The following is a 25,392-nucleotide window of genomic DNA, read 5'->3' as shown; positions in this document are numbered from 1 at the left end:
TCCAATTGTTTCGCTTTCATGTGCTCGATGTGTCAAATTTTCGGAAGTGAAATTACGTTTTTTTTGCAGTATTCTGCCTATTGCCAAATAATTTGCCAGTTGCTCAAAAGACGGTGTAGGAATGTTGTTGCTTCGGATGCAGTTTTGCGGAAGCCTTGAATTTAGTTTCGGGACGGAGTTTTTAAATGTTGCGAATTTGGAGATGATTTCTCTGGGGGGATTTTGCTTGGTTGTGGCGTCGCACGAACCTTCAGAAGTTCGGGTTTTTCTATGTATAATTATACTGACATAGTGGCAGTGTGGTTTCTCTGTCGAAGTACTCTTTTTTTCAATTGCTAGCCACCTTGCTACATGCCTGAAATTTAATTATATTTTTCAGGTAAAATAAACGACTTTTGCACAAACGAATTTTTGGCACCAATGTAGGAACGATAAAATAGAGGATAGGTATGGAAGAATTAGCAATGCTAGTAGCACATGTGGAGCAATTGATTGAGCGTGGAGACCAGGCGGAGCTTGCAGATTATTTAAACGAATTGAACATCTCCGATGTGGAGGAGTTAATTGACGAACTTCCTGAACATGGACCTCTGTTTTTAGAGACCTTAAGTCTCAAAAGAGCCGTTAATGTTTTTCGTATTTTGGACTTCCCAACTCAAGAGCGGATCTTCAAAAAACTAAAGGCTACAACCATCCGTGAACTCCTTAACGAGATGCCTCCCGATGACCGTACTTCGTTCTTCTCCGAGCTGACTGGCGACGTTGTAAAAAGACTCATTATTCTGCTGACTCCGGAGGAGCGAAAAGAAGCACTCTCGCTGCTTGGCTATCCCGAAGATAGTGTGGGTCGTCTGATGACCCCAGACTATATCACGGTGAAAGAACATTGGACGATGCAGCGAGTGTTGGATCACATCCGCCGATATGGTGGAGCATCCGAAACGATTGATGTACTCTATGTCATCGATGCTGAAGGAAAGCTGATGGATGACGTCCGGATTAAGGACGTGCTCTTGGCAGATCCTGAAACTGTTGTTTCCGACTTAATCGATAATCGACTTATTTCACTTCGCGCAAACGACCCGCAAGAAGAAGCGGTTTCTATTTTCCGGATGAACAATCGCGTTGCCCTCCCTGTTGTTGACGATCGTGACATTATGCTAGGTATCGTGACGATCGATGATATCCTTTGGGTGGCGAACGAAGAGTACTCGGAAGACATGCAACGTATCGGGGGTACCGAGGCCTTAGACGAGCCTTACTTGGATGTCTCGATTTTTCATCTTGTGAAAAAGAGAGCGGGCTGGTTGATCGTCTTATTCCTAGGGCAGCTGCTAACCGTGACGGTGCTGAATCACTACGAAGATAAACTGACCACCGTGTTGGTGATGCTGATGCCAGTGATCATGTCGAGTGGAGGTAACAGCGGATCGCAAGCATCGACGTTGATCATCCAGGCGATGGCGATGGGCGAGGTGACCTTGCGCGACTGGTGGATCGTGATGCGTCGCGAGATTTTGTCGGGTACACTGCTAGGGGTTATCTTAGGTGGACTCGGGTTTTTCCGAATCTCCGTCGAAGAAGCATTCCGTCATACCTACGGCGACCTATGGTATCTCTATGGGTGTGCGATAGGATTGTCCTTGGTGGGCGTCGTCCTCTGGGGTTCTCTTGTCGGTTCCATGCTACCGTTCATCTTACGTCGATGCGGGGCAGACCCAGCGAGCTCGTCAGCACCTTTCGTATCCACGATTGTCGACGTCACAGGCTTGATTATCTATTTTACTTTTGCAACGCTTATCCTCAAGGATGTGCTGTTTTAATTATTCTGATTGGTTCTGAATAACTTGCAAAAAAATGCATAAAAATATTTGCACATATCGGTCAAACTTCCGATAATTGCATCACCAAAACCGAAAGGGGCGGTTGAATTCCTGAATAGCTCAGTTGGTTAGAGCATCTGACTGTTAATCAGAGGGTCGCTGGTTCGAGCCCAGCTTCAGGAGCAAAAAAAGAAAAGGCTATCCAAATGGATGGCCTTTTCTTTTGTAGATATTAGATGTGAGATTTTAGATATTAGAAATGTAGGGCGCCGGTGATGCGCTTTTTTTGTTGATCGATTTGTCTTGAACCAGGAAAGGAAGGATTTAAGGATTGACAGGATCGATGTATTCCTTCGCTATAGATTGGACGCCAATGCGTGCGTATGATCCTGTTCATCCTTGCATCCTTCCTTTCCTGGTTCAAAACAAAAATTATATTTTCAACCCAATCCTGTTCACCCTTGCATCCTTCCTTTCCTGGTTCAAAGCAAAATTATATTTTCAACCTGATCCTGTTCATCCTTGCATCCTTCCTTTCTTGGTTCAAAACAATACCCTTTTACCCGATTCTGATTATCCCAAAATCCTTCCTCCAATTCAAGCCATACTCTAATATCTAAAATCTGATATCTAATATCTAGCACGATTCCGCATGATTCAGATTTTTTGCCAACAAGCGTCTGTCGATATTTGTTTAGGGAAATAAGGTAGATGATGTTATGGAAAATATAGAAGAGAGAATTGCGGGTTACGATTGGGTGCAGTTGAGCGATGACTTGCATCAGAAAGGATATGCGACGGTGCCTTCGCTGCTCACCGCGGAGGAATGTGAGCAATTGAAGTCAGGTTATGACGATGCAAGTCTTTATCGGAAGACCATCGTAATGGCGCGGTATCGGTTTGGTTTGGGGGAGTACAAGTATTTTAACTACCCATTGCCGAATCTTATACAGATTATCCGCACTAGTGTTTATCCCAAATTGGCGCCTATTGCCAATACATGGTTTCGTGTCCTTAACCAGGATGTTCAATTTCCGTTGGAGCATGACGAATTGTTAAAGCGATGTCGGTCGAATGGACAGGAGAAAGCGACGGTGTTGATATTGAAGTATGGTTCTGGCGGTTTCAATACCCTTCATCAAGATCTGTATGGCGATGTTTATTTCCCGATGCAGCTGGTTCTGATGTTGAGCGAACCCGACGAGGATTATGAGGGCGGCGAGTTTGTGCTGACGCAGCAGATCCCACGCGCGCAGTCGAAGGCAATCGTGCTAAAACCTAGAAAAGGCGATGCACTAATTTTTACGACCAATTTCAAACCCGAGAAGGGAACGAGAGGATATTATCGCGTCAATATGAAGCACGGTGTTAGCGAGGTTCACAATGGCGAACGCTATAGTTTAGGAATAATTTTTCACGACGCTAGTACCTAAGCTGTGAAGCAACATGTCGATTTAACTGATAAAGAATTGCACGCAGCAATCCGCGGAGGGAATATTCAATTTGCAGGAAATACTAAGTTAAAAATTTACGGGCTCCTGAGCTGCTCGTCCGGAAAACGGATGAAGCGTGCTAATCGCGTGTTTTTCGAAACGGCTGAGGAAGCGCTGGCGAAAGGTTATCGCCCCTGCGGCAATTGCATGTGCTCAAGCTACCAAAATTGGAAACAGAACACGGAGAAGGGATAGCGTAAGTGATTTGGGGTGATTTTATGACGATTTAAGCGAGGTTAACGAATGAAAGTGATATTCCAACCGCTTATTTGTTGAGTTACGTTAAATCGCCTTAAAAGGGGTTTGTTTTGATGTGGATATTCCGTTGTTCCTGTCTTTTGCTTATAAATTTCTTATTTCCGCTTAAGCAATATAATGCCTTCAAGCAGTAATAGCTTTTTAATACCCAATGTAAAGCCCAATCAAACCCGCTCGGAAGCGGGTTTGATTGGGCTTTACATTAGGTTTGAAAGGGCTTTGAAAGGGGACTGAGCTGTCTTATACCTGTTAGACTCTCGAATATTATTTGAAGGCTACATAGGAAGCCATGCATAGATTTTTGTGCAAAACATCGACTTGTCGAAATCCTACTTGCTGCAACAAGTTCAGCTGGTAGACCAGCGATCTTGGCGAATCCTCTTTTTCGATATAAGCGAAAACATGGTCGCGGTACTCTTCGTCTTTAAGATCGATCAGGAAATTGCCGTAGCGCTGCGTGTAAATAATTTCCTGCAGCTTTGCTGTGTTTTGTTGGATCATATCAAAAATCCATATGCTGCCTCCCGGTTTTAGGAGTGTATAGAGTCGGGCGAAGACCGTTTCCCAATCGGCATCATCGCGGAGGTGATGTAATACCGCAGTAGCGATGATAACATCGTAACTGTTTTCAACGAGATCCACCGTACGGAAGTCGCCCTTGAATGTTTTTACCTCTCCTTGGGTTAGTGGACTTACCCGCTCTTTTGCTTTGTCGAGCATGGGCTGGCTTAAGTCGAGAAGGTGTACACTGGGATTGCTCGTTACGCGAGATAATAACTTAACGTCATAGTTGCCCGCTCCACAGCCGATGTCCAGAACGGATGATAGGGTGGGGTAATACTGCTGTATGCAATCGGTGATCAGGTCGAGATTAAAGGCGGAGTCTAGCATGGTTGCCTGGCCGGTTTCTAAGTTGGAGAATCGTTCGACGTCATTGTCGAATCTTTCTTCTATTTCCTGTAAAGTGGATTTGTTTTGCATGGCATTTAGGGTTTGTATAAAGTTCGTGGATTTGTTATGAGATTCAAAACGAGAATTTTTAAGGCTTTGTATTTTGTTTATAGACAAAGGGTTATCGGGCTGTTATGTGAGTTTAAGGAATTTAAACACATATTTTTTAAAATATTTTTGGGAATTCAAGAGTAAAAGTCTATTTTTGTACCACTTTAAAGGAGAAAGCTAGTTTCTCTTGTTAAATTCCTGAATAGCTCAGTTGGTTAGAGCATCTGACTGTTAATCAGAGGGTCGCTGGTTCGAGCCCAGCTTCAGGAGCAAAAAGTATAACAGCCGACTTCACAGTCGGCTTTTTTTTATTTAAAAAAATACATTCATGAGTTTAGTAATCGTTGGAACCGTAGCGTTCGATGCTATCGAAACCCCTTTCGGAAAAACTGATAAAATCGTTGGTGGTGCTGCTACCTATGCAGGTTTAGCTGCTTCCTATTTATATTCAGATGTGAAGCTTGTTTCGGTGATAGGTGAGGATTTTGGAGATGACAACTTAAATATCATCACTTCGAAAGGTATCGACGTAGAAGGTTTGGAAATTGTTCCTGGTGGAAAATCATTTTTTTGGTCAGGTCGTTACCACAACGATATGAATAGCCGCGATACATTAATTACGGAATTGAATGTCTTAGCGGATTTCGATCCTAAAATTCCGGCATCTTATCAAGACTGCGAGTACTTGTTATTGGGCAACTTAACGCCTGCTGTTCAGTCAGCAACCTTAGAGCGCTTGACGAACAAACCTAAGTTAGTGGTGTTGGATACCATGAACTTTTGGATGGACGTAGCGATGGATGGCTTGAAAGAAGTGTTGAAGAAGGTAGATGTATTGACCATCAATGATGCAGAAGCACGCCAATTGTCTGGAGAATTTTCTTTGGTAAAAGCAGCTGAGAAAATCTTAGAAATGGGGCCACAGTATCTTATCATCAAAAAAGGAGAGCATGGCGCTTTATTATTCGGTGAAGGACAAGTTTTCTCTGCTCCGGCATTGCCATTAGCAGATGTGTTTGATCCGACAGGAGCGGGCGATTCTTTTGCAGGTGGATTTATTGGCTATTTAGCGAAATTGCAATCGATCAACTTTGCAAACATGAAGAATGCAATCATTTTTGGTTCAGCCTTAGCTTCATTCTGTGTTGAGAAATTTGGAACGGAAAGATTGGAAAATCTAACCTCAGAAGAAATAAAAGCACGTATTCAACAGTTCGTTGCTTTATCAAAATTTGAGATAAGCGAATAAGCTTATCTCAAATTTCTTTTTGTTTGCCTCCCTCAAACTCCTATCTCGGCGATAGGGATATCTTGGGAAACCTATAATCAAAGATTTTTATTGTTATAATCTATTCAGCTTCGAATTTATAAGAAGCTAAGGTTTTTTTCATGGACTTTCTTGCCACGTGGATTCTAGTTTTCACTGTCCCGATCGGGATTTTCAAGTGGTCGGAGATTTCATGGTATTTATACCCTTCGAAATACATCGTAAATGGTACATAGTATTCGTCTGATAGTTTTGAAAGCGCATAGTTGATGTCTTCCATGACGAATTTATTTTCGCCTTTGTTCTTGCTAGCTGACACGACTAAGTTTGTTTGTGAAATTTCCTCTTCCTTGGTAATGAAGGTGTTTGTTTTTACGACCCGACGGTAATTGTTGATAAAGGTGTTTTTCATGATTGTGTATAACCATCCCTTTAAATTCGTTCCGTCTCTAAAGTTCTTGAAGTAGGTCACTGCTTTGAGCAGTGTATCCTGCACCAAGTCATTTGCATCATCCTGATCACGAGTAAAGTTACGGGCATAGCTTTTTAGTGAATCGGAATGTTTGATGACAAGTGTGTTAAATTCTAGTTTGTTCATACAATCAGTAGTTTATATATTGTTGTTAAATAGTTAAGTGTCATTTGGAAAATGGTAATTCTATATGATGGGAGTGCCACGATAATCAATCACCATTTGTACTGATAATATCAATTACTGTGCAGTTAATACCTTAAAATGTGGAAAAACATCCTATTTCTCAATAAAATTATCGTTTTACGAGAAAAAATAGATGCTATTTAGCGCCGTTTCTAGTGCTAGAGAGAAGTTTTTTTTTGTTTTTAGGGAATTGTTTACGGACTGTGGAAAATGTGGAAAACTTTATAAAACGTTTACCTCGCGTTCGAGTTTTACACCGAACTTCGATAAAACATCGTCCACAATTTTGGACGATACTTCATAAATTTGTGCTCCACTTGCTGCTCCTTTGTTAGTAAGTACCAAAGCTTGATTTTTCCACACTGCGACTTCGCCGACTTCTTTTCCTTTCCATCCGCACTGTTCAATAAGCCATCCCGCAGCTAATTTTTCCTCATCATTGCCCATTGGATAGTGCACAATATCAGGGTGTTGTGCCTGTAGGTTGATAAACTGCGTTTTGCTGATGATTGGGTTTTTGAAGAAGCTGCCGGCATTGCCAACGGTAGTTGGATCCGGTAGTTTTTCGACGCGGATATACGAAACGACCTCTGCGACATCTTTAATGTTAGGTTCTTGGATGTTTCTTTTTGCTAGTTCGGCTTCGATCGCGCCGTAGCTGGTATTGATCTGTCCGAATAAGGAAAGTTTGTAGGTTACACTACAGATAATGTATCTTCCTTTATGCTCTTTCTTAAAAATGCTATCGCGGTAGGAGAATTGGCAGTCGACGTTCGTAAAAGTTACAAATTCGCCGGTATGGGTGTCAAATGCGCGGCAAGAATAGAAGATGTGCATCAATTCTGTACCATAAGCCCCAATATTTTGAATAGGTGAGGCTCCAACGGTACCAGGGATAAGTGCAAGGTTTTCCATGCCCGGAAAGTCGTGCTTGATACAATACCAAACTAAGTCGTTCCATACTTCTCCAGCTGATGCGGTTACAAAGACTTGGTTGCCTTCGATGAAATGCTGTATACCCTTGTTGGCAATGTGGACAATAAGCCCATCATAGTCTTCAGTAAACAAAACATTGCTTCCACCACCTAAAACAAAGAACTTCTGCTTGAAGGCATCTTGCTCATACAGTTCCTTCAAACTCGACTCCTCCGTGATTCTAATATATTTATTTGCCTTAGCTTCAATTCCGAACGTATTAAAATCCTTTAGGGAGACAGCTGTTTGAAGGGTGTTTTTCATTTTTTTGACCGATATCTTTAAAAATTCGAAAAAATAAAGTAACTTAGTTAAAGAGTGGTAAAGATAATTAAACCAGCATTTATAAACTAATTTAATTAATAGAATGGCAAAGAACGCTGATGTTAAAAGACAAAAGATTTTAGAAGCTGCGCGCCGTAGGTTTGCTCATTTCGGAATGGCAAAGACGACCATGGCGGAGATTGCTCAGGATTTGTCTTTTTCCAAAGCGCTGTTATACTATTACTTCCCAGATAAGAATAGGTTGTATGCCGCTGTTTTAGAATATACTGTGGACGAGATGGTTGCTGAGACGGAAAGTAGGATTACGAAATCCAAAAATATCGACGAAGCATTTACGGCATTTCTAGAAGCTCGTTTGGAAGCCATAAAAGAGAATTACAGCATTTTTGAATATACCTACTCTTTGCGTAACGAGTTTCCACCGGATTTGGAGGAAGCTTGTACTTCGATTATTGATAAAGATATCGAGCAGGTGCAGAATATTTTGAGTCGTGGTATCGAAAAGGGTGAAATCATTGTGGATGATTTACCGGTAACCTCAAAGATTTTTATGATTTCGATTCTGGGCATGCGAATCGGTGTTGTGAAAGAGTTTAACAACATCTTCATTCCGCCGACCAAAGAAGAATTTGATTATATACTTGCCTTACAAAAGAAGCTAGCTAAGATTTTTATTCGTGGGCTGCGTCCTTAATTCAACTCTTTTATTCTCGAAAGGATCATCTGCGCATGCACTCTGGCGTTTTCAATAAACCATAGGTGCGTGTTTAACCCTCCGCAGACCACACCCGCAAGAAAGAGGCCTTCTATATTAGTTTCCATCGTTTCCGGATTATGCTCAGGTATCATCGGCGCTTCGGCCGGGATATGGATTCCGACTTTACGGAGGAAGTCAAAGTTTGGCCTGTAGCCTGTCAATGCTAATACGAAGTCGTTCTCGATAGTTAGCAGACCCTCTTCAGTCATAATCTCAACCTCATCTTCCGTAATATTGGTGATTTGGCTATTAAAGTAAGCTTTGATTTCGCCGAAGGCGATTCGATTGTCTATATCTGGTCTAACCCAGTATTTCACTCTAGGGCTAATTTCTGGACCACGAACCACCAACGTCACATGAGCACCTTTTCTATAGGTTTCCAAAGCAGCGTCAATGGAGGAATTGCTGGCACCAACCACGACTACATTTTGCTTCGCGTAATAGTGTGGATCATCATAATAATGCTTTACTTTCGGTAGTTCTTCGCCTGGCACATGCAGGTACATCGGGATATCGTAAAATCCTGTTGCGATGACCACATATTTCGCAGTATAGGTCTGCTTGGAACTTTCAACCGTAAATAAGCCTTGATCTTTGTTGACAGATAGAACTGCCTCAAAAAGATGTGTATTCAGATTGAACTTGCTCTCGATGCGTCGGTAGTATTCCAATGCTTCAGCTCTTTTCGGTTTTGGATTAGTGGTCACAAATGGGGTGTCGCCAATTTCCAATCGTTCCGAAGTAGAAAAGAAGCTCATGTTGACCGGATAGTTATATAGGGAATTGACTAAACAGCCTTTCTCCAAAATGATATGGCTCAAACCATTCTTTTGCGCCTCGATTCCGCAGGCAAGCCCAATAGGGCCGCCGCCTACAATCAGTATATCGTAATAATTATCCATTGATCATTTCTATTTTTTGCGGATGGATGATTGCCTCTTTCTCCATAACATCCACGGTAGATTTATATAAATCTGCGGATATTTTATTCAAAAACTGTAATTGCTCGGTAATTAATTTAGATTCCGCCGGATCAAGTGTCTCTTCAGTCACTTCAGGGAATTCGCTTACTTCGGTGAATATCGGTTGATCCTGATCATCTGTGAGCAATACAATCGATTTTGCCATATTGCTCAATATCTTTTTCAGTAGGAGCAGATGCTCTTTGGTATAATTTGCATTCATGGCTTGCTGCAGTTGCGTCAGAAGCGTAGCACCGTAAGACGAGAGAATATGGTTCAGGATGACAAACCGGTTGACCTCTTTTGTGCTTTTCTGACGCCATTTAGGTTCCGAGAGCATACGTTGGAAAGTGGAACCCATATTCGCTGAAGCAATGTAAACTTCTTTTCGAGAGAGTTTGTATTCTGTGATATTGACCGTTTCGTCTGATAGGAGTCTAACGGCGATAGCTAGGTAATTATAATTTGCAATCAGCAACTGTCGCATATTCGGGCGAATTTGGAAACTCTCCCAATTCGGGAATACTACATAGCTGGATATAAAAGCGATCATGCCACCTAGAAAAGTATCGAATATGCGTTCCTTTGCAATCTCAAAGGTGTTATATCCGGTGAAGCTCAGCATGATCAATACGTAGGGCGTCATGAAGAGCACTGCGACAATATAATTGACGCGGAATAGGCTATAGGCGGTCAGGAAGAAGAAGATCAGCAATATAAACAGGGCAATTTCATTATGGACCGTCATTAAGATAATGGCGCCAATGATACCGCCAATGACTGTACCTAATAAGCGTTGGAAGTTCCGCTCCTTCGTTAAGCCAAAACCAGGTTTAAGGATCACCATGATAGTCAATAATACCCAGTAACTCCCCATGCTGCCTACATTGAACCAGTCCATGTTCAAAACCAGATAGGTAACCGCCATCACCACTGCCATGCGCAGCGCGTGGCGGAAAATAGACGAGTTGAACGATAAGTTGTCTCTCAGTTTACTCCAAACGATATGCTCCGTCTGGATGAACTTGTTCGCCTCTTCGATCTCTTGCTTATTGACTTTATTCGATCGTATCGCATTATAGTTGTAGATATTGTGAATAAAAACCGTAATGCTACGGATACTGATCAGAATCTTCTTCAGCGGTATACTGTTGATATTCTCTTTTTGTTCAACTTGGTCAATCAGTTCTTTGATACTCTCAATATCGTCTTTGAAATTATATAGCGGCTTGGGCGCTCGATTAGCATTTAATTGATAAGCTAAATGGTCTAGTTCGTTCGCAATTTTTAAAAGCAAGTTTCTGAACTCCTTTAAAATTCCTGTATGCGCGTAGGTTTTGCGGATGACCTCATAGTCATAATGGGTGGTCATGCTTTGCTCAAAAAGGTCGACAATATCATTGAAGATAAGCGTTAGAAAGCGCCCGACCTTGGTCGTATCCTTAATGGAACGCTTACTCTGGAAAAGTAAGTCGCGCACATTTTCTTGATGTTCATGGACTTCAATTTGCTTTTCGATAAGCTTCCGGTAATTATCATCAAGATCGACTTTGTGGTCATAGAAGTTGGCCCGGAGGCGGATGAAGTCGCCTACAAATCGAATAGATTCGGAGAGTTCCTGCTGCGCTAATCGATAAGGGCGAACCTGTGATAGGGAGAAGCTGATCAGCATATACCATACGGCCCCGATGATAAAGAAAAGTAAAAAGTACATTTCTTCTTTAAACGTATAGGCGTCATCAACATTGATCAGCATAATCAATATCCCCATAGAGCCCACAGTTGCCGCTCTTGCGTTGAAAACGGCGAACATGGAATAAAGAAAGCATAATAGTCCGATAACAACGGTCATAATCCAGATATTGGAGTTTGATGCGACCGTGATGAGTTGCGTAAGGATACATACGATGAGGCATGAAATCATACCCGTCCGGCGATGTGAAGGTGCTCCCGGTGTGTCGGACAGACCGATTAACAAGGCGCCTAAGGAAATGAAAGTTCCCATAAGGAACTCCCCAAAAGCCGCACAGATAATAATAGGAACGACACAGCCTATCGTGATGCGCAAGCCATCTGCGAAATATTGACTATAAAAAAAGTTGCTAATTTCCTTTGTTTTCTTCATCGTGATACGACAAATATAAGGAAGGAATCCCGATTCAGCGGTTTTTGGGGAAGTAATTTTTTAAGTCAAAGAATTTCGTAAATTAAAATTGAAAAGAAATATCATTTATTGAAATATCAACATATGTTTGATTGGAATATTAAAATTGTAAATAAATAAGCTTTTTTATATAAAACTTATATATTTGTAATTCGCTGACCATCCTCAGGGAATAACTATAAAATTACTTTTGTTTTAATTATGAGATTAAGCCAGAAAAAAGCAGCTTTTCAAAACGAGGTGCTGACGCGTTTCGATTTGTTTAAAAGTTTGTTTCTTACATTGCCGTTCCAACGTGTGAAACACACGGGGACTATACTTCCATTCTTTACGACGCATTGCGAAAAGGGAGTAGAGGAGAAGTTAACCCCCGAAGCTATTATTGATAGTTTTTTCGGTCAATATGAACAGTATGTTCAAGAAGATGATCGCTTAGACCTATTATTTCGTATTGTTCAATACATTGAGCGCCAAGTGGTGTTGTTTGATGCTGTGGAAGATTCGGCATTTAAGGCGGTTGGTAAATCTGATGAAACCGCAGGATTGGACTCCGTATTCCGACTTGCACAGTCGAATCCGGAAACAAAAAAGCAAGTGATTCAGCGTCTCAGAGATATGTCGGTGCGCTTAGTACTAACGGCTCACCCAACTCAGTTCTATCCAGGACCTGTATTATCGATCATCAACGACCTAATTGAGTTGTTGAAACTGAACGATATCCCTAATATTCATCTACTGTTACAACAGTTAGGAAAGACTCCATTTATCAATAAATTGAAGCCAACACCGGTGGATGAAGCAATCAGTTTGGCTTGGTACCTGGAGAATGTATTTTATCGCGTGGCGTCTGAGATACAGTCGAAGATCGACAACGAATTAGAATTATCAAGCGCGGAGACTAGTCAGATTGTCGAGCTTGGCTTCTGGCCAGGAGGAGACCGTGATGGAAACCCGAATGTGACTTGGGAAAGTACGAAGCGCGTCGCAACGTTGCTTCGCACAATTCTCTTCCGTTGTTACTACCGTGATTTTAGAATCGTAAAACGTAGAATCACCTTCCGTGGGGTTGAAACGTATTTGGATGCCTTGCAGGAGCTGCTGTATGAAAACAGCTTTAACCCGAAAGAGAATCCAGAGGATATTACAGAAGAGATCCTGTTCAACTTGAAAGAGGTTAAGCGCGTGTTGCTTGAAACGCACGATGGACTATTTGTAGAGATTGTGGAGGATTTGATCCGTAAGGTACAAACCTTCGGCTGTTTCTTCACTACCCTGGATATTCGCCAGGATAGCAGTGTGCTTCGGGAAACCTTTAATTGGTTGCTGACCCAATATCCAAAAGAGACAGGAATCGATAAAAAGGAAATCGGAGACGACGAAGATGCGAAGGAACAAGCAATTACTTTCTCGGAGAAAGACCTTGCAATTGAAAACGTGACGGCACCTTTAGTCGAAGACACGCTTAAAGTGATTCGATTGATTAAGCAGATTCAAGAGTCGGGATCGGAACGTGCTGTTCAGCGATTCATTATTTCGAATTGTCAACAAGCTTCTGATATATTAGGGCTAATGCAGCTCTTCCTGTGGCAAGGCTGGTCAAAGAAGGACTTGACGATGGACTTCGTGCCATTGTTCGAGACGGTTGACGACCTTTCTCGTGCTGCGGATGTTATGCGAAGCTTATATGCAAATAAAGCATACGCCGCGCATCTGAAGAAGCGAGGGAATAAGCAAACGATCATGTTAGGCTTCTCTGATAGTACAAAGGACGGTGGTTATTTGATGGCAAACTGGTCTATCTATAGAGCGAAGATCGAACTAACGGCTATTTCCAGAGAGTTCGATGTTGATCTGGTATTCTTTGACGGCCGTGGTGGCCCTCCAGCACGTGGCGGTGGTAAAACACAGCGTTTCTACGCATCCATGGGTAAGGAAATTGAAAACAACCATATCCAATTGACTATCCAAGGGCAGACAATCAGTTCGCAATATGGCTCTTTAGATACTGCCAAATACAATATCGAGCAGTTATTGCACGCGGGCATTGTTTCTGATTTGCGCCAGAAAGAAGGTGATACATTGACTGCGAAACAAAAGAAAGTAATCGATCAGATGGCAGCTGAGAGTCATAAGAAATTCTTGTCTTTGAGAAAGCATCCTAAGTTCTTAAGGTATCTGGAAACATTAAGTCCTTTGAAGAGCTTGGCATCGATTAATATCAGTAGTAGACCGGTGAAACGTAATTCGGATAAGGAATTGCGCTTAGAAGATTTGAGAGCAATTAGTTTTGTGACAGCATGGAGTCAATTGAAACAAAATATTCCAGGATTCTACGGTGTGGGAACTGCCTTACAGTGGGCAGAGGACAACAACATGTGGTCTTACGTGAAGAATCTGTATGAAAATTCTGGTATGTTCAATACCATTATTGATAACTGTATGATGTCCATGACGAAGTCCAACTTCAATATCACTTCCTATATGCAGGATGATGCTGAGTTCGGCGAGTTCTGGAAGATGTTGAAAGACGAATTCGACCGTACGAAGGAATATTTATTGAAGCTGACCGGAATGACAGAGCTGATGGAGAATTATCCGGTTGAAAAAGCATCGATCTGCGAGCGTGAGAAAATCATTCTTCCTTTGTTAATCATTCAGCATTACGCCATCAGAAAATTGGAAAGTAATAAGTTGGATGAGAAAAAGGCGGACGTTTACCGGAAATTGATCGGCCGAACCATCTATGGCGTTGTCAATGCAGGTCGAAATTTGGCATAGAATGATTTTGAATTGCATGAAAATAGGAATTTATACCTCTTAATAGCGATATTTTTTTATTTTTGTGTGTTTTTAAAATATTATAAAGCGATGAAATTAAATACATTATTTGTTGCAGCAGTTTTAGCAAGTACTTCATTGTCATCTTGCGTGTTTAAAACCGCAGATGAGAACCAATTGAAATATACACATACGACATTGGTTGATGGTGATGCTTATGCTTTTTTCAGACAGGTAGGAACCATCGCTCCTTATGAGGCTTCCTATTCTAAACATGTTGAAACTGTAGGATCAGCGCAAGCTAAAGAGGTTTCAGGAAAAGTAGCGAAGGTTTTCGGAGAGATGATGCCACAATTAGACTCATTAGCAACGAAATTCCACGTAGATTTCCCAATCCTAGGTGCTGAGCAATACACTGCGCCTTCGGAAGCAACTACGACTGTAGCAGTAGAAGAAGACACAGCAACACCTGACTCAGTCGCAGCAGCAGCTCCTGTTGAGATCGCTCGCCATGCTGAGGTTTACTCTGATGAAGCCTATTTACACCACATCCAACACCAAATTGCAGTGGTCAAAGAACACTTCAGAAGAATGTCACGCAATACAAACAAAGAATTAAGAGATTACGCCGTAGCAAAATCTGAAACTATCGCTGAACTTTACAAAGCAGCGGGTGGTAAAGAAGAGCACGCGCATCACTAAGCATATTGCCTATGCTGAATCAGCAAATAATAACAGGTATAATGTCGTATGGAATGTCCGGAAGGATATTCCATGCGCCGTTTATAGGGGCCAACCCTCGCTTCAAATTGAAGGCTGTGGTCGAAAGATCCAAGAAAAACGCACAGCTTGATTACCCCGATATCATAAGTTATGATTCCATCGATGAGCTGCTCAACGATCCGGAGATTGAACTTGTGGTGGTCAATACCCCAAATGATACGCATGTAGCTTTTGCAGAGAAAGCTTTGAGAGCTGGTAAGCATGTGTTGATCGAAAAGCCGGTCGCTCCAACAGCAAAAGAAGCTGCCAAGCTATTTGAAATCGCTGAGGAATGCGGGAAACTACTCCTTCCATATCATAATCGTCGCTTTGATTCGGATTATCAATCCTTAAAGAAAGTAATTCTAGAAGAAAGAGTTGGACGCCCGATAGAACTTCATATCCGTTTTGATCGCTTCAAACCGAGTATCGGTGTCAAAGCCTTCAAAGAAAAGAAACAACCTGCCTCAGGCATTCTTTACGATTTAGGATCTCATTTATTAGATCAGGTGATTGCACTGTTCGGTAGACCTAAGTCTATGACCAAGATCAAAGGGACCTTCCGGGAGAACTCTGTAGTCGATGACTACGGTAGCATCATTTTAAATTATTCGGGAGGACTGAATGTATTTATCACTACGAGCCTACTTGTCGCTAATCCGCAAGCGAGCTTTGTGCTCCATGGAACGAAAGGAAGTTTTGTAAAAGAGCGCACAGATACTCAGGAAGCACAACTTTTGGCTGGCAAGTCACCAATGGAAGATGACTTTGGTGTTGAACCTGAGAACAAGGAGGGGCTTTTAACTTTTGAGAATGATTTGAAAGAACTTGAAACAGCGTTGATTCCTTCTGAACGAGGAGAATACATGCGCTTGTTTGATGAAGTATTTGAAGCTATTCGAAACAACAAGCCTTACTTCGTAAACAAAGATCACATCATTTGGCAATTAGAAATACTGGAACCTAGTAAATAATCAGCTATTTAATATTAAGTTTACATTTAATTAATCTAGGATAAGTAAAATTGTCGTTAAATCAAATATACTAACGTGAGATATGCTGCTATAGATATTGGCTCGAACGCCGTCCGGTTGTTAATTGCTGATATCATTGAAAGAGAAAACGAAATAATTTTCAGTAAAAACACCTTATTGCGCGTGCCATTACGCTTAGGCGATGACGCGTTTATCCACCGACATATTTCTGAAGGGAAATTTGAAAGCATGGTGAAAACCATGAGCGCTTTCCGAAATCTTATGGATGTATATCGCGTAACGGATTACATGGCTTGTGCTACTTCAGCAATGCGCGATGCAGATAATGGTCCTGATGTTGTTGCAGCATGTAAAAAAGCAGGAATAGATATACAGATTATTGACGGCGGCGTGGAAGCACAGATTATTTATAATGTGCATAGCCAAACGGCAATGGATCGTAATAAAGTGTATCTGTACATTGATGTAGGTGGTGGTAGTACAGAGATTTCCCTGTTTGCTAATGGTGACCTTGTGGCTTCCAGATCTTTCAATTTGGGAACAATCCGTATCCTAGATAATCAAGACTCTCCAGATACATGGGATGATATGAAGCGCTGGGTGAAGGATATCACTAAATCTTATAAAAATATTTATGGTATAGGTTCCGGAGGAAACATCAATAAGCTATCGCGACTTGCGAATGAGAAAGCTGACAAGCCTATTTCTTATGCGAAACTGAAAGCTCTTTACGTCTACCTGAATTCATATTCTTTAAAGGATCGTATTAACATCTTGGAACTCAAGCAAGACCGTGCCGATGTTATTATACCAGCTGCAGAGATCTTTTTGACGATCATGAAGGTAGGACATCTTAAAAATATTACGGCCCCAAGAATTGGTTTAGCGGATGGAATAATCCAAACGTTAATCAATAAAAATTTCAAGAAATAATAGAGATCACAATCGTTGTAAGTATCGAAAATAATTCTATTTTTGCGGTATAGATACCTAGGTGGCGAAATTGGTAGACGCACCATCTTGAGGGGGTGGCGCCTGAATGGGCATGGCAGTTCGAATCTGCTCCTAGGTACGCTCGAAAGCAATAAAAAAGCCTTGCAAACTGCAAGGCTTTTTTTCTGAAAGTGTCTGTTTTCAGAGGCCATCAAGAACTTTCATCCCTGTTGGTGTTTCAAAGGAAGCATGAAAGTTTTATTGCTATATGCTTTTTAGAGCTTATTTGCTTTGACCGTAATCTCCGCAATATCTAAAACTTGAATCTCTTGTTCTTTTTCCTTAACCTTGACACCGTCTCTTAACATCGTCATGCAGAAGGGGCAAGCTGCAGCTACAACAGATGCTTGACTTTCTATAACGTCCTCAATACGTTCGACATTGACGTCCTTATCGCCTTTCTCCGGCTCTTTAAACATCTGAGCACCACCGGCACCACAGCATAGCCCATTGGCCTTACAGCGCTTCAATTCAACCAAATCAGCATCTAACACTTCTAATGCTCTTCTAGGTGCTTCATAAACATCATTCGCGCGGCCTAAATAACATGGGTCATGATAGGTAATCTTTTTCCCTTTAAATTCATGTCCATCAGCAGGCTTTAGCTTGCCTTCATCAATCAGGGATTGTATGAGTTGCGAATGGTGGATAACCTCATAATTTCCGCCCAAACTAGGATACTCGTTCTTTAGCGTATTAAAGCAATGCGGACATGCTGTCACGATCTTTTTAATCTCATAACCATTCAACAGATCGATGTTCATCATTGCCTGCATTTGGAATAAGAACTCATTGCCCGCGCGCTTCGCAGGATCGCCGGTGCAGCTTTCTTCTGTTCCGAGGATGGCATATTTGATACCTACATGATGTAAAATCTTACAGATGTCTCTAGTAATTCGTTGAGCGCGCTCATCGAAGCTACCCGCACATCCAACCCAGAACAAAAGGTCTGGTGATTCTCCTTTTGCTAATAGCTCAGCGACAGTAGGGATATGTATATTATTTTCCATGTTAAATTCTTCTTATTGATTTGTCCAATTAGCGCGGTCAGCTTGTGAATATTTCCAAGGCGCGCCGTTATTCTCCAAATTCGAAAGCATATTATTTACACTCGACGGCGCTTGTGATTCTTCCATCACCGCATACTGTCTCAAGCCCATAATGATTACTAGTGGATTAATGTTGACAGGACATTGCTCCACACAAGCATTACAGCTCGTACAAGCCCATATCTCTTCTCTAGTAATGTAATTATCCAATAAAGCCTTTCCGTCGTCCTGGAAGCTTCCATTCTTGTCGATGTTCTTTCCAATTTCCTCAATACGGTCTCTGGTATCCATCATGATCTTACGAGGCGATAGTAGCTTACCTGTGATATTTGCAGGGCAGGAAGATGTACAACGTCCGCATTCCGTACAGGTGTAAGCATCTAGCAAGTTTTTCCAAGTTAAATCCAACGCATCTTTTACCCCGAAACGGCTAGCTTCGCCAGTAGGAGGAGGGAGCGAGGGATCTAACATCACCTTCACTTCTTCAGTCACAGATGGCATATTATCAAACTTTCCTTTGGGTTCCAAGCGTGTAAAGTACGTGTTAGGGAATGCCAAAAGAATATGTAAGTGTTTGGAAATAGGTAAGTAGTTCAAGAAAGCAAATACACCGATGATATGGAACCACCAGCAAAAACGTTCGATCAGTATCAAACTACTGACTTCATCAGGTAATAGATTGACCAAATAAGAACTAACCGGAAAAGCACCAGCAGTATGATAATGTTCTGCACCTAGTGCCTGCAGTTTCTGATCTGCGGCGTTCATGAACAAGAATGCCGCCATTAATAAAATCTCTGCAGTCAGGATCAGGTTCGCATCTGTTTTTGGCCAATTATTTAATTCAGCTTGATTTAAGCGCTTCAGTTTTAAGAAGTTTCTTCGGATAAAGAAGATCACACAGCCTAATAATACAGAAAACGCCAATAGCTCAAATGCATAGATCAGGAAGTTGTAGAAGCCGCCCATAAAGGAGAATACCCGGTGTGTCCCGAATAGTCCGTCAATCACGATCTCCAACATTTCGATGTTGATAATACAGAACCCAACATACACAAACAAGTGCAGCAATGCTGGAATCGGTCTTTTAAACATCTTTTTCTGACCAAAAGCGACTAAAAGCATCATCTTCAATCGCTCCGAAGGACGATCAAAACGATTGACCGATTTGCCCAACTTGATGTTACGGTAAATCTTTTTCGCATTGATGAAGAATAGAATTAGAGACGCTATTAATAAGACGCCGAACAGTATCTGACCTATCATAGTTTACAAATTAGGTATAACAAAGATAAAAAAACCGACTATACTATGCATGCATAATAAATTATTTAGAAACATTAAAAATAATTGGCGCAATCGGATAAAGGCATAGATGTCTATCATATCTAGTTTTACAAAATAACATTATTAATTCAATCGTACAAAAACCTAACTTATTTGCGTAGTCTTTTGTAAATTGCAGCATACAACCAAAATCAATGAATGGAATCATTCCATTCTCAATCTATCGAAAAACATAATGAAGTCTGAAACAAATCAGTTTGATGTAATTGTCATTGGCTCGGGTATTTCCGGAGGATGGGCAGCGAAGGAATTCTGCGAAAAAGGATTCAAAACGCTGGTTCTGGAGCGGGGTAGAGACGTGAAGCATATCAAAGATTACCCGACTGCCTATACAGATTATTGGCAATTCGAACATCATAATGCTCTCAGTAATGCTGTCCGTCAGGAAAATCCTATTGCTTCAAAATGCTATGCTTTCCGTGAGGATGCCATGCATTTCTTCACCAAAGACAAAGATCAAGAATATATACAAGAACATCCATTCGACTGGATACGGAGCTATCAAGTTGGCGGCAAATCATTGACCTGGGCGCGACAAGTACAGCGTTGGAGTGATTTTGATTTCGAAGGACCCGCGCGTGATGGCTTTGCCGTCGATTGGCCAATACGCTATAAAGATATTGCCCCTTGGTATAGCTACGTCGAGAAGTTTATCGGTGTTTCCGGAAATCGCGATGGCAATGCTGCTATGCCCGATGGCGAGTTTCTTCCAGCTTTCGACCTGAATGCTGTCGAAAGAATGATACAGCAGAAAATCCCTACGAAATATCCAGACCGACAGGTTATTTCTGGACGCTGCGCGCATATTTCTTCCCCTCAGCCTATTCATATTCAACAGGGGAGGACGCAATGCCAAAACCGGACGATGTGTCAACGAGGCTGTCCATTTGGAGGATACTTTAGCTCAAATGCTTCCACGCTACCTTGGGCGCAGAAAACAGGAAATCTAACCTTAAAGCCCAATGCCATCGTTGAATCCATTCTTTTTGATGAGAATAGTCAGAAAGCTTCCGGGGTGCGTGTCATAGACGCAGAAACCCTCGAAACAACCCAATACAAAGCCAAGGTGATTTTCCTAAATGCATCCGCACTGGCGAGCAATCTTATCCTGTTGAACTCCAAGTCCGCTCGTTTCCCGAACGGATTGGGCAATGACAGCGGTGTTTTAGGGAAATACATCGCCTTCCACAATTATCTAGGAAGCGTAGGCGGGAGTATCGATGGCTTTGAAGATCAATATTACTATGGTCGGAGACCAACGCAGCCCATCATTCCCAATTTCCGGAATGTCAAAAAACAAGAAACAGACTTTCTGCGCGGATACGCATCCTTCTTCTCGGCCTATCGCCGCCGCGGGGTGCCGTCGGAAATGCAAGTAGGCGCAGATTTCAAGGATAGTTTAACCGAACTTGGCGGATGGGGGATCGGTATGATGATGCAAGGAGAGACCATTCCGAAAGAGAGCAATCACGTCCGTCTAAGTGATGATAAAAAGGATAAGTTTGGCATGCCGCAGCTTATCACCTCTGTTCAATATGACGACAATGACCAGAAGAGCATGGAGGACTTCCATAATCAAGCCGCTGAGATGTTAGAATACATTGGAGCCAAGAATATTTATAAGAATAACAGCCAGCAGAACCCGGGGCTCGATATTCACGAAATGGGAGGAGCAAGGATGGGCAATGATCCAAAAACCTCCATCCTCAATAAATGGAACCAAATGCATCTATGTAAGAACGTCTTCGTAACGGACGGTGCATCGATGACATCCACCGGAACACAAAACCCTTCGCTAACCTTTATGGCTTTAACAGCGAGAGCAGCTAACTATGCGATGGAGGAAATGAAGAAACAAAATCTTTAAAGTACATCATACCCCTAAAAAAAGAGGTCTGCATCAAATTGATACAGACCTCTTTTTATTTTCAATAAGATCTAATACTTATTTCTTAGCTGGTGTTGCTGTAGCAGAAATACCTAGTTTTTTCTTGATATCAGCTGTTAAGTCATCGCCACCACCGAAGTAAGGAATACCACCGTTAGACACGTCTAACACGTAAGCATATCCTTTTTCTTGAGCTACTGCGTTGATTGCAGTGAATACTTTTTGCTCGATAGGAGCGTAAAGCTCTTGTTGTTTTTTACCAATGTCCTCTTGTGCTACACGTTGAACATCTTGGATACGAGTTTCCATCTCGCGCATGGAATTAGCGATTTGTTGAACCTCTGCATCTACAGACTCTTTATTTGCTTCACTTCTGTTTCTCAACTTCTCGTTTGCGTCGTTTTGTTTCTTTTGGTATTCAGCATACATTCCTTGAAGCTCTTTTTGTTTTGTTTCGCTTAAGGTTTTCATTTGTGCTTCTGCCGCTTGAAATTCTGGAGTCGACTGAACGATTTCTGCAGTATTGATATGTCCGATTTTTTGTTGCGCACTTGCAGTGTTTGCCGCCAATAAAACTCCTGATGCTACTACTACACTTTTCAATAAATTTTTCATGCTGTTCATGTTAATGTCTTATATACGTAGATATAAGGTTTTTTGCTATTTTAAATTATCTAGTTAAAAATTAGTTACACAATAATAATAAAAAATCTTAGTTCGCTAACGATGCATTAGGCTTCAATCCTAACTTCGTAATAACCTCGTTACTCTTGTCCATCGCTGGATTAGCGTAAAGGAAGGATGTTTCACTACGTTTGTCTAACACGAAATCATATTGCTGAGCTCGTGCAACGTCTTGAATCGCTTTCTGAACACGGTCTTGAATAGGCTTCATCAACTTCTCACGTTGTTGAAATAACTCACCGTCCATACCGAATTTCCCGCGTTGAAACTCCTTAACTGATTTCTCTTTATTTACAATCTCGTCTTCACGACGTCTGCGCATGTCCTCATTCAAACGAGGAGCATCATTCTGGTAAGCTTTATACAAAGTCTCGATCGATGCATATTGCTTGTCAACTTCCGCTTGCCATTGTTGGGATAAGTTATCCAATTGCTTTTGAGCATTGGTATACTCTGGGATGTGCTTCATTACATATTCCGAATCCACATAAGCCAATTTCTGCGCATATGATACACTGCCCATAAAGGCTAGCATAGCTACTAATACTAATATTCGTTTCATAGAGGTACAAATTTTAATCATTTCTTTGTTTATGACAAATATTGTGCTAAAAAGTTTAATCTTAAAATCCTCCCATATTCTGGATGATACTGAACGTAAAGTTTTGTTTCCACTGTGATGTCGGTAATCCCGGAATCGGATCCAAGGCATGACCATAGTCGATACCTAACATACCAAAGATAGGTAAGAAGATACGAGCACCCACACCAACAGAACGACGAACCTTGAATGGATTTACTTCATCAAACTTGTTCCAAGTATTACCAGCTTCTGCGAATGCTAAAGCAAATACGGTTGCTTGCTCATTCAACATGATTGGGTGGCGTAGTTCGATTTGATATTTCGCATAGATCGGGCTACCAGACTGGATGGCGATATTCTGCATATTATTACCTGTCGTTGCAGGGATAACCGTACCGTTCGCATATCCACGCATCGCGATAATCTCAGATCCTTGTAAGAAGTCGAATCCTTGCATACCATCACCACCTAATTTGAAACGCTCGAAAGGTGAAGTTGGTGTTCTATCGCCGTAAGTACCTAAGTAACCAAACTGTGCTTGTGTTTTCAATACCAATTTACCCACGATCTTCGTGTACCATTGTGAATCAAACTTCCACTTGTGATACTCCGTCCATTTGTATTTTTCGTTATCTGGCGCTGTTGCATAGTCAATATTATTCCATGCCGAGTAAGGAGGAGTCAACTGCACGCTGAACTTCAAGTGCGAACCCGAAGTAGGGTAGATTGGCGCGTCAATCGAGTTTCTACTGATCTCTTGTGTAAAGTTGATATTCGTTGCAGTACCATTAGAGAACAAGAAGTAGTTTCCGTAATTCTCCAATTTATAACGTTGGTAAGATAAAGAACTGTTGATCTGGAAGTAGTTATCCGGCCATTGCAAACGCTTACCCAAGGTAGCTGTCACCCCGTGCATTTGAATCTTAGGGTTGTTTGCATATCCTTCATAACGCCCAGTTTGTGGGTTATAGTATTGCGATTGCGAGTTAGAGATGTAAGCACTCAATCCAAAGTAGATTGGTTTCTTACCGCCTAACCATGGCTCCGAGAAAGAGAAGCTATACGATTGATAGCGTTTTCCGGAAGTCTGACCACGAATACTTAATTTCTGACCATCTCCACGTGGAAGTGGCTTCCAAGCCTCTTTCTTAAAGAAATTGCTCGTCGAGAAGTTATTAAATGTTAAACCTAAAGTACCGATTACTTGTCCTGCACCATAACCACCGGATAGCTCCACTTGGTCAGAAGGTTTTTCAGCAACCGTGAATTCGATATCTGTCGTTCCTTCTTCATAGTTCAAGTTTGTCGGCATAGGAGTAACCTTCTGCTCATCAAACATTCCCAATTGTGAAATTTCACGAACGGAACGCACTAATAACTCACGAGAGTATTTTTGACCTGGCTTAGAGTAGATCGAACGAAGAACAACACGGTCATTCGTTACGTCGTTACCTTTCAGGATTACATTGTTGATTGTATACTGCTTACCTTCAAACATCTGGATCTCGATATCCACCGTATCTTGGTAGATACGTTTGATAACAGGCTGAACGTTGAAAGTTAAATAACCATCGTTCTGGTAGATTGCAGCAATATCATCCGAGTTTCTAGTAGGACCAGAAAGCTTCGAATTCAATTTCTCCTCGCTATAAACATCGCCCTTTTGAATACCTAATAAGATATTCAAAACCGAGTCTTTATATTTCGCGTTTCCTGCCCAATCGATATTACCAACATAGTATTTAGGACCTTCGTAGATGTCGAAATCAATAGCAACCTCGTTATTGTCATAACGATAAACGCTATCCTTTAAGATCTGCGCATCACGATATCCTTTATCTTGCATCTTAGCAACTAGCTTTTCCTTAGCCTCTTCGTATTTGTCTTCCTTGAATTTTCCAGGACCAAATACACGGAACCAAGCTCTAGGTTTTACACCTTTTAAGTATTTGCGTAATTGCTTGTCGCTGAATTCTTCGTTTCCTTCGAATTCAACTTTTCTAACTCTAATCTTTTTATTACGCTCTACATCAACTACAACAATCTCGTTGTTGCTTTGCGCAGAGTCTTTTTTAGTAGTGATTTTTATTTCCGGATATAAATACGATTTCTCGCGTAAAAATTTCTCAATCGTATTTTTAGTTGTCTGAAGCAAATTTTCGTTTACAATCTTACCTGTATTCGCATTTAAACGCTTGCGAACTTCCTCTGTCTGGCTTTTGCTTAAGCCATTAAGATCAACGCGGGTCAATCTCGGGCGCTCAACAACGCGGATTTCTAAAAAAATCGTTTCGTCTTGAATTCTGGTAGCATAAAGCTGCACATCCTCGAACAAGTTTTGATCCATCAAAAACTTAATAACGTTGGCCGTTTGTTCACTCGGAACCTCAATATACTCACCAACGGTAAGGCGTGAAATCGTAATCAATACGTCCTTATCCAAATACTGAGCTCCTTTAACCTCTATCCCCCCGATAACATAGCTCTTTGGTTCTAATGCACTGATATCGTTTCGGTTATTTAAATTTAGCGGGCGGTTACCAGGGATCTGCGCATGCGCAAAATTTAATAAGAATATGGTCAGTAATAAGGTAAGTTTAATTTTATGCTTCATCTACTCTTTATTATGTCTGCTAAAGTACAGCAAAGTCTTGTTAATTTTTGTTAAA

The 25,392-nt window shown here is 41.5% G+C and carries 20 protein-coding genes and 3 tRNA genes; 13 read left to right on the top strand and 10 right to left on the bottom strand.

Annotated features, from left to right (window positions below; all coding sequences use genetic code 11):
* The first annotated feature begins 449 nt into the window (after positions 1 to 449).
* The 4 genes from mgtE (at position 450) to B2400_RS06980 (ending at position 3,511) form a co-directional block, all read left to right on the top strand.
* The gene (mgtE, locus tag B2400_RS06995) at positions 450 to 1,823 is read left to right on the top strand and encodes a magnesium transporter (protein WP_149526809.1); all 1,374 of its coding nucleotides are present in this window, start codon (positions 450 to 452) and stop codon (positions 1,821 to 1,823) included.
* A gap of 109 nt (positions 1,824 to 1,932) precedes the next feature.
* A tRNA-Asn gene (locus B2400_RS06990) sits at positions 1,933 to 2,006 on the top strand.
* A gap of 536 nt (positions 2,007 to 2,542) precedes the next feature.
* Complete coding sequence (locus B2400_RS06985; protein WP_293932089.1) at positions 2,543 to 3,256, top strand: 2OG-Fe(II) oxygenase; 714 nt, start codon at positions 2,543 to 2,545, stop codon at positions 3,254 to 3,256.
* A gap of 3 nt (positions 3,257 to 3,259) precedes the next feature.
* Positions 3,260 to 3,511, top strand: a complete 252-nt coding sequence (locus B2400_RS06980; protein WP_293932087.1) for an Ada metal-binding domain-containing protein — start codon at positions 3,260 to 3,262, stop codon at positions 3,509 to 3,511.
* Between the two features lie 327 nt (positions 3,512 to 3,838).
* Here B2400_RS06980 and B2400_RS06975 read toward each other — a convergent pair whose 3' ends face one another.
* Positions 3,839 to 4,555, bottom strand: a complete 717-nt coding sequence (locus B2400_RS06975) for a class I SAM-dependent methyltransferase (protein WP_293932085.1) — start codon at positions 4,553 to 4,555, stop codon at positions 3,839 to 3,841.
* Positions 4,556 to 4,772: 217 nt separating this feature from the next.
* On the opposite strand from B2400_RS06975, the gene B2400_RS06970 reads away from it, so the two are divergent.
* Positions 4,773 to 4,846, top strand: a tRNA-Asn gene (locus B2400_RS06970).
* Between the two features lie 58 nt (positions 4,847 to 4,904).
* Positions 4,905 to 5,825 (top strand): PfkB family carbohydrate kinase, encoded by a 921-nt coding sequence (locus B2400_RS06965; protein ID WP_149526805.1) that lies wholly within the window; start codon positions 4,905 to 4,907, stop codon positions 5,823 to 5,825.
* 100 nt (positions 5,826 to 5,925) lie between these two features.
* Here B2400_RS06965 and B2400_RS06960 read toward each other — a convergent pair whose 3' ends face one another.
* Both B2400_RS06960 and murB read right to left on the bottom strand, forming a co-directional pair.
* Positions 5,926 to 6,441, bottom strand: a complete 516-nt coding sequence (locus B2400_RS06960; RefSeq protein ID WP_149526804.1) for an RNA polymerase sigma factor — start codon at positions 6,439 to 6,441, stop codon at positions 5,926 to 5,928.
* Positions 6,442 to 6,723: 282 nt separating this feature from the next.
* Positions 6,724 to 7,740 carry a UDP-N-acetylmuramate dehydrogenase gene (gene murB / locus B2400_RS06955; protein WP_149526803.1) on the bottom strand — a complete coding sequence of 339 codons (1,017 nt, stop codon included), beginning with the start codon at positions 7,738 to 7,740 and terminating at the stop codon, positions 6,724 to 6,726.
* A 103-nt stretch (positions 7,741 to 7,843) separates the two neighbouring features.
* Here murB and B2400_RS06950 point away from each other — a divergent pair, with 103 nt between their 5' ends.
* On the top strand, positions 7,844 to 8,455 hold the full coding sequence (locus B2400_RS06950; RefSeq protein WP_286651994.1) for a TetR/AcrR family transcriptional regulator: 612 nt from the start codon (positions 7,844 to 7,846) through the stop codon (positions 8,453 to 8,455).
* Here B2400_RS06950 and B2400_RS06945 read toward each other — a convergent pair.
* Both B2400_RS06945 and B2400_RS06940 read right to left on the bottom strand, forming a co-directional pair.
* The gene (locus tag B2400_RS06945; protein ID WP_293932079.1) at positions 8,452 to 9,420 is read right to left on the bottom strand and encodes a YpdA family putative bacillithiol disulfide reductase; all 969 of its coding nucleotides are present in this window, start codon (positions 9,418 to 9,420) and stop codon (positions 8,452 to 8,454) included. The genes B2400_RS06950 and B2400_RS06945 overlap by 4 nt on opposite strands.
* Positions 9,413 to 11,605 (bottom strand): FUSC family protein, encoded by a 2,193-nt coding sequence (locus tag B2400_RS06940; RefSeq protein ID WP_293932077.1) that lies wholly within the window; start codon positions 11,603 to 11,605, stop codon positions 9,413 to 9,415. Before B2400_RS06940 ends, B2400_RS06945 begins: the two co-directional genes overlap by 8 nt.
* A gap of 240 nt (positions 11,606 to 11,845) precedes the next feature.
* On the opposite strand from B2400_RS06940, the gene B2400_RS06935 reads away from it, so the two are divergent.
* The 5 genes from B2400_RS06935 to B2400_RS06915 all read left to right on the top strand — a co-directional run bounded on the left by B2400_RS06935 (position 11,846) and on the right by B2400_RS06915 (position 17,251).
* Positions 11,846 to 14,422: a phosphoenolpyruvate carboxylase gene (locus B2400_RS06935; RefSeq protein ID WP_293932075.1), complete on the top strand. Its 2,577-nt coding sequence runs from the start codon at positions 11,846 to 11,848 to the stop codon at positions 14,420 to 14,422.
* 90 nt (positions 14,423 to 14,512) lie between these two features.
* A complete protein-coding gene (locus B2400_RS06930; protein ID WP_293932073.1) occupies positions 14,513 to 15,124 on the top strand; it encodes a hypothetical protein in 612 nt (203 codons plus the stop codon).
* Between the two features lie 11 nt (positions 15,125 to 15,135).
* Positions 15,136 to 16,158, top strand: a complete 1,023-nt coding sequence (locus B2400_RS06925; protein WP_293932071.1) for a Gfo/Idh/MocA family oxidoreductase — start codon at positions 15,136 to 15,138, stop codon at positions 16,156 to 16,158.
* A 75-nt stretch (positions 16,159 to 16,233) separates the two neighbouring features.
* Positions 16,234 to 17,112 carry an exopolyphosphatase gene (locus B2400_RS06920; RefSeq protein ID WP_260040872.1) on the top strand — a complete coding sequence of 293 codons (879 nt, stop codon included), beginning with the start codon at positions 16,234 to 16,236 and terminating at the stop codon, positions 17,110 to 17,112.
* A 55-nt stretch (positions 17,113 to 17,167) separates the two neighbouring features.
* Positions 17,168 to 17,251, top strand: a tRNA-Leu gene (locus B2400_RS06915).
* 136 nt (positions 17,252 to 17,387) lie between these two features.
* Here B2400_RS06915 and B2400_RS06910 read toward each other — a convergent pair.
* Complete coding sequence (locus tag B2400_RS06910; protein ID WP_293932068.1) at positions 17,388 to 18,182, bottom strand: (Fe-S)-binding protein; 795 nt, start codon at positions 18,180 to 18,182, stop codon at positions 17,388 to 17,390.
* Between the two features lie 12 nt (positions 18,183 to 18,194).
* Entirely contained in the window at positions 18,195 to 19,487 is a 1,293-nt protein-coding gene (locus tag B2400_RS06905; RefSeq protein ID WP_293932066.1) for a (Fe-S)-binding protein, read from the bottom strand.
* Between the two features lie 256 nt (positions 19,488 to 19,743).
* Here B2400_RS06905 and B2400_RS06900 point away from each other — a divergent pair, with 256 nt between their 5' ends.
* The gene (locus B2400_RS06900; RefSeq protein WP_293932064.1) at positions 19,744 to 21,435 is read left to right on the top strand and encodes a GMC oxidoreductase; all 1,692 of its coding nucleotides are present in this window, start codon (positions 19,744 to 19,746) and stop codon (positions 21,433 to 21,435) included.
* 78 nt (positions 21,436 to 21,513) lie between these two features.
* On the opposite strand, the gene B2400_RS06895 is transcribed toward B2400_RS06900, so the two are convergent.
* The 3 genes from B2400_RS06895 to bamA form a co-directional block, all read right to left on the bottom strand.
* A complete protein-coding gene (locus tag B2400_RS06895; RefSeq protein ID WP_149526792.1) occupies positions 21,514 to 22,071 on the bottom strand; it encodes an OmpH family outer membrane protein in 558 nt (185 codons plus the stop codon).
* Positions 22,072 to 22,168: 97 nt separating this feature from the next.
* Complete coding sequence (locus tag B2400_RS06890; RefSeq protein WP_260040867.1) at positions 22,169 to 22,702, bottom strand: OmpH family outer membrane protein; 534 nt, start codon at positions 22,700 to 22,702, stop codon at positions 22,169 to 22,171.
* A gap of 61 nt (positions 22,703 to 22,763) precedes the next feature.
* Positions 22,764 to 25,337, bottom strand: a complete 2,574-nt coding sequence (gene bamA / locus B2400_RS06885) for an outer membrane protein assembly factor BamA (RefSeq protein WP_293932062.1) — start codon at positions 25,335 to 25,337, stop codon at positions 22,764 to 22,766.
* Positions 25,338 to 25,392: the final 55 nt, after the last annotated feature.

It is taken from the genome of Sphingobacterium sp. UBA6645 (genome assembly GCF_002455685.1).
In the GTDB taxonomy this organism is placed as follows: Bacteria; Bacteroidota; Bacteroidia; order Sphingobacteriales; family Sphingobacteriaceae; genus Sphingobacterium; species Sphingobacterium hotanense.
This window is presented reverse-complemented; position numbering and strand designations above follow the sequence as displayed.